Source organism: Bizionia gelidisalsuginis (genome assembly GCF_008086185.1).
GTDB lineage: Bacteria > Bacteroidota > Bacteroidia > Flavobacteriales > Flavobacteriaceae > Bizionia > Bizionia saleffrena.
On the sequence record NZ_VSKN01000019.1, the window covers coordinates 39,187 to 49,883 of the forward strand.

The 10,697-nt window shown below is 33.8% G+C and carries 8 protein-coding genes; 4 read left to right on the forward strand and 4 right to left on the reverse strand.

Annotated elements, in window-relative coordinates:
* The first annotated feature begins 14 nt into the window (after window positions 1-14).
* Together ES677_RS12280 and miaE are read left to right on the forward strand one after the other, a co-directional pair.
* The gene (locus ES677_RS12280) at window positions 15-590 is read left to right on the forward strand and encodes a hypothetical protein (RefSeq protein WP_148381400.1); all 576 of its coding nucleotides are present in this window, start codon (window positions 15-17) and stop codon (window positions 588-590) included.
* A complete protein-coding gene (gene miaE / locus ES677_RS12285; protein ID WP_148381401.1) occupies window positions 577-1,158 on the forward strand; it encodes a tRNA-(ms[2]io[6]A)-hydroxylase in 582 nt (193 codons plus the stop codon). The genes ES677_RS12280 and miaE overlap by 14 nt, the downstream gene beginning before the upstream one ends.
* A gap of 67 nt (window positions 1,159-1,225) precedes the next feature.
* On the opposite strand, the gene ES677_RS12290 is transcribed toward miaE, so the two are convergent.
* The 4 genes from ES677_RS12290 to ES677_RS12305 all read right to left on the reverse strand — a co-directional run bounded on the left by ES677_RS12290 (window position 1,226) and on the right by ES677_RS12305 (window position 5,369).
* Window positions 1,226-1,759, reverse strand: a complete 534-nt coding sequence (locus tag ES677_RS12290; RefSeq protein WP_148370875.1) for a porin family protein — start codon at window positions 1,757-1,759, stop codon at window positions 1,226-1,228.
* A 101-nt stretch (window positions 1,760-1,860) separates the two neighbouring features.
* Entirely contained in the window at window positions 1,861-2,772 is a 912-nt protein-coding gene (locus ES677_RS12295; protein WP_148370876.1) for a Ppx/GppA phosphatase family protein, read from the reverse strand.
* A 5-nt stretch (window positions 2,773-2,777) separates the two neighbouring features.
* Window positions 2,778-4,835 carry a polyphosphate kinase 1 gene (gene ppk1, locus ES677_RS12300; protein ID WP_148370877.1) on the reverse strand — a complete coding sequence of 686 codons (2,058 nt, stop codon included), beginning with the start codon at window positions 4,833-4,835 and terminating at the stop codon, window positions 2,778-2,780.
* 39 nt (window positions 4,836-4,874) lie between these two features.
* Window positions 4,875-5,369 carry a SixA phosphatase family protein gene (locus ES677_RS12305; RefSeq protein WP_148381402.1) on the reverse strand — a complete coding sequence of 165 codons (495 nt, stop codon included), beginning with the start codon at window positions 5,367-5,369 and terminating at the stop codon, window positions 4,875-4,877.
* A 301-nt stretch (window positions 5,370-5,670) separates the two neighbouring features.
* Between ES677_RS12305 and ES677_RS12310 the strand changes: the two genes are divergently transcribed.
* Entirely contained in the window at window positions 5,671-6,153 is a 483-nt protein-coding gene (locus ES677_RS12310; RefSeq protein ID WP_148381403.1) for a hypothetical protein, read from the forward strand.
* 14 nt (window positions 6,154-6,167) lie between these two features.
* Window positions 6,168-10,697: SprB repeat-containing protein (locus ES677_RS12315; protein ID WP_148381404.1), on the forward strand; the 4,530-nt coding region annotated here is incomplete at its 3' end.

Genomic DNA, 10,697 nt, shown 5'->3' on the forward strand with positions numbered 1-10,697 from the left:
CAATTGTATTTCAAATGAAAAAATATCTTGCTGTTATCGTTTCTATTGTCCTCTTATTAGTACTCGGTTGTGACGGACAAGATCTCAAGCATACATCGTCTAGCGAGGTTTTAAAAAGACACCAATTATTAGATTCTTTTTCTGAACGTATTCAATTCACACCAAAAAATTATACAGAAATACAACACGATACGATCTTAGCTTCTGGGTATAATGTAAGAATAAAATACTATTCGGATATGGACTTATCGACAAGTATTATAAAGTACTACAAAGCCGATGCGCTTTCTATAAAGCACTATTACAGACGTTTTAATGCTAATCTAGATATCACTCAAAAAGAAAAAATAATATTCTCTGAAGTTATCAATACAACGTTTTTAGAACAGCAAATTAACGTTCAGTTAACCGATTATATATTAACGAATATAGAGTTGCTTCAATCGCCCGAAGACTTATTATACACTACACAACTCTATCTAGAGTTTTGTAAACCTGGCAACAAACGCTGTAAAAAATATATTTTGCGTTTTCAAAAAGACAATACATTTTCCATTAAAGAAACAGATAATAATTATGTTAGGACTTAAATTACCAACAGACCCGCGTTGGGTAAACATCGTAGAAAAAAACATTAAAGATATTTTAACCGATCATGCTTTTTGCGAACAAAAAGCTGCAAGTACGGCAATTTCTTTAATAGTAAGTTTTCCAGAATACTCTGATTTGGTTCAGGAAATGACAGCTTTAGTTAAAGAAGAAATTAGTCATTTTAAAATGGTACACGACAGGTTATTAGAAAACGGCTGGATTTTAGGTCGCGATCGCAAAGACGACTATGTCGCTAAGCTAATCGCCTTTTTCCCGAAAGGAGGCAGTAGAACAACACAATTAGTACACAGATTGCTTTATGCTGCTTTAATTGAAGCCAGAAGTTGTGAACGCTTTAGATTATTATCGGAAGAATTAGAAGATAAAGATTTGGCTGAATTTTACAGAAAATTAATGGTAAGTGAAGCCAACCACTATACTATGTTTTTAGGCTTTGCAAGACAGTATGGAGACCTTGAAGAAGTCAATGAAAAATGGCAAAGCTTATTAGCGTTTGAAGCTGAAATAATGAAAGATTTAAGCGTACACCAAAGTATTCACGGTTAGAACTTAGCACCCATAAAAAAGCCAATATTCAGTAAATATTGGCTTTTTAATTATGTTAAGGTTTGGCTTAGAATTTTACTCCAAATCCAATTTGCATATTAGTGTTTATTGCTTCTAGTTCAACTTCGTCATCAAAAATGTTAGTTAAACCATAAGAGTATCTAAAATCTAAAAAGAACTCATCCGTTAAAGCATATTCAAACCCTGCAATACCTGAGAATGATAAGTTTTGAATTCCGTCTTGGTATTCGTGTGCTTTTAAACTTGCTTGTGGACCAACTCCTAAAGCAATACGATCTGATACTTTAAATTTTAATAACACTGGAAGTTGAATAAAGTCTAAACGTAACGCTTCTTCTTTAGCTCCTTCTGCAGAGAATTGAATTTCTGGAGCAATAGAAAATCCTTTAGAAATAGGAAATTCACCAAAAAATCCAATTGCAAAACCATTTCTGTGCATATTTTCTACACCTGCCGGAACTTCTGGATCGAAATCTAAGTTAGAAATATTGAAACCTGCTCTAACTCCGTATAAAGCATCTTGACTAAAGCCATAAAACGAGCACATAACTAGTGCTAATAAAAGTAATGTTTTTTTCATAATTTTTGGTGTGTATTTTATGTAATAAATTTAACTGTATTTTGGTCAAGCTAATATATATTAATTTTTTAAGAAAAGAAATACTATTAAGACGAACTGTACTATTTTAACTTTGTATGGCTTAAAACTGTCTCGTGATAGATGCTTTTTATAATCCCATCTGATAGCCCTATTTTGGGAACATAAATATCTTTTGCTCCACTCCATTTCATAGCCGATAAATAGATACGTGTTGCTGGAATAATTACATCTGCTCTATCTTGATTTAGATCTAATTCCGTAATTCTTTCTTCGTAAGAATAGGTTTGTAACATATTGTAATACGACGTTAAATAAAAGTAAGTTAACGGTTTACCCAAAGGTTTACCTGAAATCTTAAAAATTTTATTAATATTTCCTCCAGAACCTAAAACATCTATTTTATCAATATTTTTAGTTTTCTCTTTTATCCACTTTTCAAGCTCTCCCCAAGTTTCTTTTTTAACGATATCATTTAATAAACGAACCGTTCCTATTTTAAACGATTTTGAAACTATTTTCTCCCCCTTATCAATAATACTAAACTCAGAACTCCCGCCACCAACATCCACATAAAGATACGTTTTACTCGTATCTATAAAGGCGTGCAAATCGGTTGCTGCAATAATGGCCGCTTCCTCTTCACCCTCAATAATATCTATATTAATATTGGTTTCTTCTAAAATTAAGTCCGCTATTTTTTTTCCGTTTGATGCCTCACGCATTGCAGAGGTGGCACACGCTTTATATTTTTCAACTTTATGAGATTTCATCAGGAGTTTAAAGGCTTGCATTGTATCTATCATTCTAACAACATTATCCTTAGATATTTTGTTATTTAAAAAGACATCACTACCTAGACGAATAGGAACTCGCACTAAAGAGCTCTTTTTAAAACGCACAGGTTTACCTTTTTCTTCAATGATGTTAGATATTAAAAGTCGGACAGCATTAGAACCTATATCTATTGCTCCATATTTTTTTATTGAAAGCATATTTTTTAATTAAGCTTGTTTTTTAAATATTCGTAAGTAGCGAACTGTGAGCGTACTTTTGGGGCGTTATTTCGTTTATACGTATTATCTTGAGTCTCGTTTAATATTCTTGCTTTAACGTTATCGTTCCAACAAATATCGAAAGTGTCCATAATCTCAGACTTTATAGAATCTTGATAAATTGGACAGCTAACCTCTACTCTGTTATCGATATTTCTTGTCATCCAATCGGCTGAAGAAATATAAATTTTTGGATCATTATTATTACAAAAAATGTAAAGTCGTGTGTGCTCTAAAAATTTATCGATGATACTAACCGCTTCAATATTCTCGCTCAACCCTTTAACCCCTGGAACCAAGCAGCAAATACCGCGTACAATCATTTGTATTTTTACTCCTGCATTACTCGCTTCATATAACTTATCAATCATTTTATAGCTCGAAATGCTATTCATTTTTAGCCTTATATATGCTGGCTTTCCTGCTTTTACATTTTCAATTTCATTATCTATTAAATGAAAAAAAGCATTTTTAGTATAATGCGGCGAAGTAATAATGTGTTTATATCGATAGATGCGATAATTAACTTGAAAGAAATTAAAGACCTTATTAATGTCTTTCAAAATTTTATCATTTGAGGTAAACAAAGTATAATCAGTGTAAATTTTGGCGGTAGATTCATTAAAATTTCCAGTACTTATAAAGCCATAACGTTTTATTTTATGATCTTCTTCGCGTTCTATAATACACATTTTACTATGAACTTTTAAACCTTGAACGCCAAAATAAAGTGTCACGCCTTCACGTTGCATTTGCTCGGCATATTCAATATTCGCATGCTCGTCAAATCGCGCTTGAATTTCCATAGAAACGGTTACATTTTTACCATTTTTAGCCGCATTTATTAAAGAACTTGCCACGTGAGAAATTTGTGCTAATCGATAAATAGTAATTTTAATACTTTTTACTTTAGGATCTAGAGCGGCTTCTCGTAAAAATTTTACTGTATATGCAAATGTTTGGTAGGGTGTATACTGTAAATAATCTTGTTTTGCGATGTCTGTAAAAATACTAGTCTCTAAACTCAATCCCTTAATTGGTAATGGTTTAATAGCTGCGTATAATAAATCTGCACGTCCCAAACTTGGGAAATCCATATAATCTCTACGATTGTGATAACGTCCTCCAGGAATAATACTATCAGACACATCAATTCCCATTTTATTCATTAAAAAGTTAAGAGTGCTTTTATCGATTGTTTTATCGTAAACAAAACGCACAGGTTCGGCGTCTTGCCTATCCTTAACGCTATCGCTAATTTTTTCCATAAAACTTTTACTCAAATCACTTTCTAAATCCAGCTCGGCATCTCTTGTTATTTTAATCATATGTGCCGAAATAGCAGTATAATCAAAAATATTAAAGATATCATCTAAGCAATAACGCAATAAATCGTCCATCATTATAATACAATTTTTGTCACCTATTTTAGGTAGCGCGACAAAACGATTTATATTTTTAGGAATCTCTATTAGAGCATATTGATAATCAGTATCTGTTAGCGTCATTTTAATCGCTAAATAGGCTGCACTATCCTTTAAATTTGGAAGCTTTATAGAGTCGTTAAGAATAATGGTTACCAATGCCGGACTAACATTCTGAATGTAATACTGTTTTATGAACGCTTTCTGTTCCTCATTAATATTGTCTTCTTTTATGATGAAAATATTTTCTTTTTCTAATTGACTTTGAATGGCGCTTAAAATTCGTAGACTATTAGATTGTTGCGTAATTACGGTTTGCGTAATTTTCTCTAACAATTCTGAAGCTGTAATTCCTCCAAGTTCACTTTTACCCGCTTTACCTGCCTCATCTATTCGTTTAATAGTGGCGTAACGCACTTTGAAAAATTCGTCTAAATTATTCGAAAAAATACCAACAAAACGCAGTCTTTCAATTAAAGGCACTGTTTTATCTGAAGCCTCTTGTAATACACGAGCATTAAACTGCAACCAACTTAATTCGCGATTTATATATATTTTGTTAGAATTTTTCTTAACCATTAAAATGAATTTAGTAACAAATATATTGTATTGATTTGATTATTTTAAATGTTTTGGAAATACTATTTTTTTTGTCTGGCCCATAGTTAGGTTTTTCCAAGAAGAAGTCTCAAAATGTATTTCTAAAAAACCAGAAGTAGGAACATTGGCAATGTACTCATTTCCAAAATTATTAGCAATAGCAGTTAAGGCATTATTATGACCAAAAACCATTATTGTATTTAAAATATCATCACATGATTTTATCACTTCAATAACTTCATGTCCTGAAAAATCGTATAGATTATCTATAAGTTTAAAATCTACCGTGTTTAACCCTAAATTATCTATAAATATTTGTGCTGTTTCTTGCGTCCTTTTCGACGGGCTACACAAAATGAAATTTGGAGTTGAAGCCCCATCTTTTAAAGAGTTTGAAACCAAATTTGCATCGTTAATGCCTCGTTTTTTTAATGGTCTTTGCATATCTGACACGTTATGCCGCCATGATGACTTCGAATGTCTAATCAAAATTAAAATTTTTACGTTATTCATCGTGTTTTCTTATACTTTTATCGTTAATTTACTTAAGTAATCGCTTTTAACGATTATTTAAGTGATTTACCTCATTTTTTTGTTTTGTGCTGAAAATCAGGTTTATTTTGTAACCAGCTATTATTATCAATACCCAAATCTAATTTTGTTCTTATACATTAACCTATTTACCCACCTTTCACAGTGAAATCTGAGTTGTATTACAATTAATTTACGAAATAAAAGTAGTTAATTTAATATGAAATTATTTTTTACATTGATAATCAGCTAAATCTAAGTAATAAAAATAAAATTTCAGGATATGAAAAAAGTACTCCTTCTTTTACTTGTTTTAAATGTAACATACAACAGCTATGCGCAAACACCAGTCGTATTAAAAGAATCCAACTTAAATAGTAAAGCCTATGTTTCTAAGAATAAATTGGAACCTGTTTTAAGACTTTATGGGGATCAAAAATCTGGTATCTCTTATTTTGAAGACAACCAAATTCACTTTTTAAACGCTGAAAACGGCATTAAAAAATTATATATAAATAGTGCTGATTTATCACGTTTAAATAAACCGTTTCGATTTTCTGAATCCATTGAAATGCTATTAATAAAAATAACCGATTTAGACTTCGATTTAGATCGTATAGATTGTTCAAAACTTTCTGCGTTTAAATCACTAAAGTATGTGTTTTACATTATTGAAACAAAACTAGATACCCAAAAAAAATTATCAAAACCGAACTGTTTTTCTAACGTAATATTGCAATATATTAAAATAGAAATCCCTTCTTAATAATAGTACTAACTATGAAAAATTTTACTCTTAATAATTTTCGCTTTTTAATAGCTTTCTGTATAGGACTCTTTTTTGTAGGAAACTCTTTTGGCCAAGTAAGAAAAAACTTTACCCCAAGAGTTTCTGTTTATTCTCCTGGAAAAACGATCTATAATGTTCGTGGTGATTTCACTATGATAGGGAACACGAACCTTACATTAAGTTCATACGGTGATAATACTGGTAACAACAATATAATGAAATATGTTGATGTTGATAATGATAACTCTACGGACAACTCATCTTCAGCAACGTTAAACTTGTCAGATGAAAATGGTGCGAATCCTGAGTGTTCTAACATTATTTATGCGGGTTTGTATTGGACGGGTAGAAATACTAACAATTATACTAACTTAGAGAGGAGAACTGTTAAATTTAAAACTCCTGGTCAGTCGTCTTATACAACCTTAGAGGCTAATGCAAATGATATTCAATATCCCGGTGATAACAATATGTTTGCAGGTTATATAGAAGTAACAGATCCTGTTAAAGCCGGCGGTCTTGGAGAGTATTTTGTCGCAGATATTGCAACCTCTCAAGGAAACGGTGGAGGAACAGGATACTACGGAGGTTGGGGAATGGTTGTGGTCTATGAAAATTCTGAAATGAATTGGCGAGATATTACCGTTTTTGATGGGTATGCTTATGTAAGAGGAAGCACTGTTGCTGATTATACTTTTGGTATCTCAGGATTTAAAGCCGTTCAAAATGGTGATGTTAATTTTAAATTAGGAATGATGGCCGGTGAAGGAGATAGAAATATTTCTGGAGACTATTTTCGAATTAAAAACACAAGTAATAATTGGGTAAGTTTAAATCACCCTGAAAACTCATCAGGTAATTTCTTTAATTCTACTATTTATACCGGAGGCAACACTAGGAATCCTAATCTTTTAAACAATACTGGTATGGATATTAGTATGTTTAATGTTGATAATACAAACAATAATATAATTGCAAATAACCAAACTTCGGCAAGTTTTAAATATGGCTCAACCAGAGATACTTATATAATTTATAACGTCACTTTTTCTGTGGACGCTTACGTGCCAGAAACTAATGGTGTTTTAACTGCAAATACAGTAAATGATGCTCCAAATCCTGTGCCCTTAGAAGTAATACCGGGTGATGGTGTACAATATGGTTTAGAAATTACAAATAACGGTACGGAAACCACAAACAATACGGTAATTACGCTGCCTATTCCTTATACTTCTACCTATCAGGCTGGAAGTATAAGTTATACTGTTCACCCTCCCTTAAATTTAAACACGGTACCTGCTCCATACTTTGATATTACTTTAGGGCCAACAGGTTCCATTGTATGGGAAATTGGAGATTTACCATTACCCAATAATCCAGGTGATGTTTTAGCTTACCTATCTTTTGATTTATTAGCAACTACAGATTGTGCGCTTTTAGTAAATGCTAATTGTGGTACTAATGTATCGTTAACAGGTTCTATAAGTGGTATTGGAGAAACCTCTCAAACTACTTTTAATCAACCATTAATACAAGGGTATCAAACCTCTGGAGATTGTTTAGGAGAGCCTATACCTACTCCAACCGTAATACCTATTAACTCGACACAATTTGTTAATGAGAATTGTGGCAGTTACACGGCTGTTCAAGATTTTTACTACTGTAACATTGGTTCTACACCTATTTCTGTAATAGAGGTTGCCCCTCAATTTCCGGCAGGAACACAATTTTATAACGAATACCCCTTAACAAACAATACAATTCAATATAACAGCTCTAATTCGTTCCCTCCACAATCAGGAACTTATTATGCTATCCCCCCAGGATCGACAACGTGTTATTACCAATTCACAATTAATGTAGAAGAAGTTATATCGGTTCCAACAGCAACAGATGTTGAGTATTGTGAAGACGAGACTGCCATTCCTTTAACGGCTACCCCCTCTAATCCAGACTATATACTATTATATTATACAGATAATAACCCTAATACTTATGGGCAATCATCGATTTCACCTAATACAGAGACATCCGGAACAACAACTTATTATGTTGCCGAAGGTATCGATGCTAGTTGTATGAGCCCGAATAGAGTTCCAATCGTGGTAAAAGTCTACGATAAAATCACCATAACCTTGATTACAAACACGCCCAACTCTTGTAATAACACGAGTAATGGAGCTATTGATATTAATGTTTCTGGCGGTTCTGGTAACTACACCTATTCTTGGGAGGATACAGCGAATTCAACAACTCAAGATATTTCTAATTTATCGGCGGGTAATTATATAGTTACTGTAAATGATTTAGATTCTAGTTGCTCTGCAACTGCAAACTTTGATATCTTAGTAAACGATACTATTGCTCCTGTTCTTACTGCACCAGAAAGCATTACTGTTGAAGGGTGTTCTACAAGCGATATTACTAATGGTAATTTAACCGATTTATCATATAATGGAACACCAAATTCGATTACTGAAGCACAGTTTACTGCTGAAGGCGGTGTTTTTACTGAAGAGAATGTGGCAAGTATAACTTATCAAGATTCTGCTTCTGGATCTTGTCCTATCACTGTAACTAGAACATTTAAAATAACTGACGACTGTGGTTCTACAGCAAATGCTACTCAAACTATTTTAATTAATGATACTACTCCTCCAACAATAACTGCTCTACCTGGGGAAACTACAATAGAGTGTGATACTGTTCCTGTGTGGGCCGAACCGAAAGGAGCTGACAATTGCGATTTACGAGTGATTTTAACATTCGAGGATGTAACAACAGCTGGAGATTGCGAAGGTGAATATTCAATTACAAAAAACTGGACTGCTACTGACGCTTGTGGGAATGAAACGAATGCATCACAAACAATACATATAAAAGACACGACGGCTCCAACCTTCACGGTTCCTGCAACAGTAACTTTAGAATGTGATGAAGATGTTACAGACTTAACAGTAACTGGAGATGTCACTGACGAAGCTGATAATTGTGATACTGGAACACTTGAAGCAACGTATACAGACGGAGCAGTAACCACAGGATTTTGTGCTAACGAATACTCCTTTATTAGAACTTGGACATTAACAGATGCATGTGGTAATATAAATACTCAAACTCAAACAATCATTATAGAAGACACTATTGCTCCTACATTTACAGCACCTCCTAAAGTAACTATAGAATGTGACCAAGATGTTACAGACTTAACATTAACTGGTGATGTAACAGACGAAGCAGATAATTGTGCTAACACTGGTTTAGAAGCAACGCACACTGATGGACCAGTAACTGCTGGATCTTGTGCTAACGAATCATCTTTCATTAGATCATGGCTTTTAACAGATACGTGTGGAAATGGAACTATACAAACACAAACTATAATCATTAAAGACACAACGGCTCCAACCTTTACGGTTCCAACTGAAGTGACTTTAGAATGTGATCAAGATATTACCGACTTATCAGTAACTGGTGATGTTTCTGATGAAGCTGATAATTGTGGAAACGCTGTTTTAAAAGCGACGTATACTGACGGAAATTCAACTGCTGGCTCTTGTGCTAACGAATCTTCTTTTATTAGAACTTGGACACTAACCGATGCTTGTGGAAACACAACAACTCAAGAACAGACAATTAATATTGAAGATACTACTACTCCAACATTTACAGTTCCTGCAACAGTGACTTTAGAATGTGATCAAGATATTACCGACTTAACGTTGACTGGTGATGTTACCGATGAAGCTGATAATTGTGGAAACGCTGCTCTAGAAGCGACGTATACTGATGGAACATCGACTGCCGGATCTTGTGCTAACGAATCGTCTTTCATAAGAACTTGGACGGTAACCGATGCTTGTGGAAACACAACAACTCAAGAGCAAATAATTAATATTGAAGATACCACGGCACCAACCTTTACGGTTCCTGCTGCAGTTACTTTAGAATGTGATGAAGATGTAAACGACTTAACGTTGACTGGTGATGTTACCGATGAAGCTGATAACTGTGGAAACGCTGTTTTAGAAGCGACGTATTCTGATGGAACATCGACTGCCGGATCTTGTGCTAACGCGTCTTCATTTGTAAGAACTTGGACAGTAACCGATGCTTGTGGAAACGATAATACGCAAACACAAACCATAAACATCGAGGATACTACGGCGCCAACCTTTACGGTTCCTGCTGCAGTGACTTTAGAATGTGATGAAGATATTACCGACTTAACAGTAACCGGTGATGTTACCGATGAAGCTGATAACTGTGGAAACGCTGCTTTAGAAGCAACATACACTGATGGTGCTTCAACTGCCGAATCTTGTGCTAACGAATCGTCTTTCATAAGAACTTGGACACTAACAGATGCTTGTGGAAACACAACAACTCAAGAACAGACAATTAATATTGAAGATACTACGGCGCCTGTTATCGATACAACCGCTGTTGAAAATATAGCTATTCAATGTGGTGTAACTCCAGATGGAACTTTAGAAGATTGGTTATCAAGCAATGCTGGT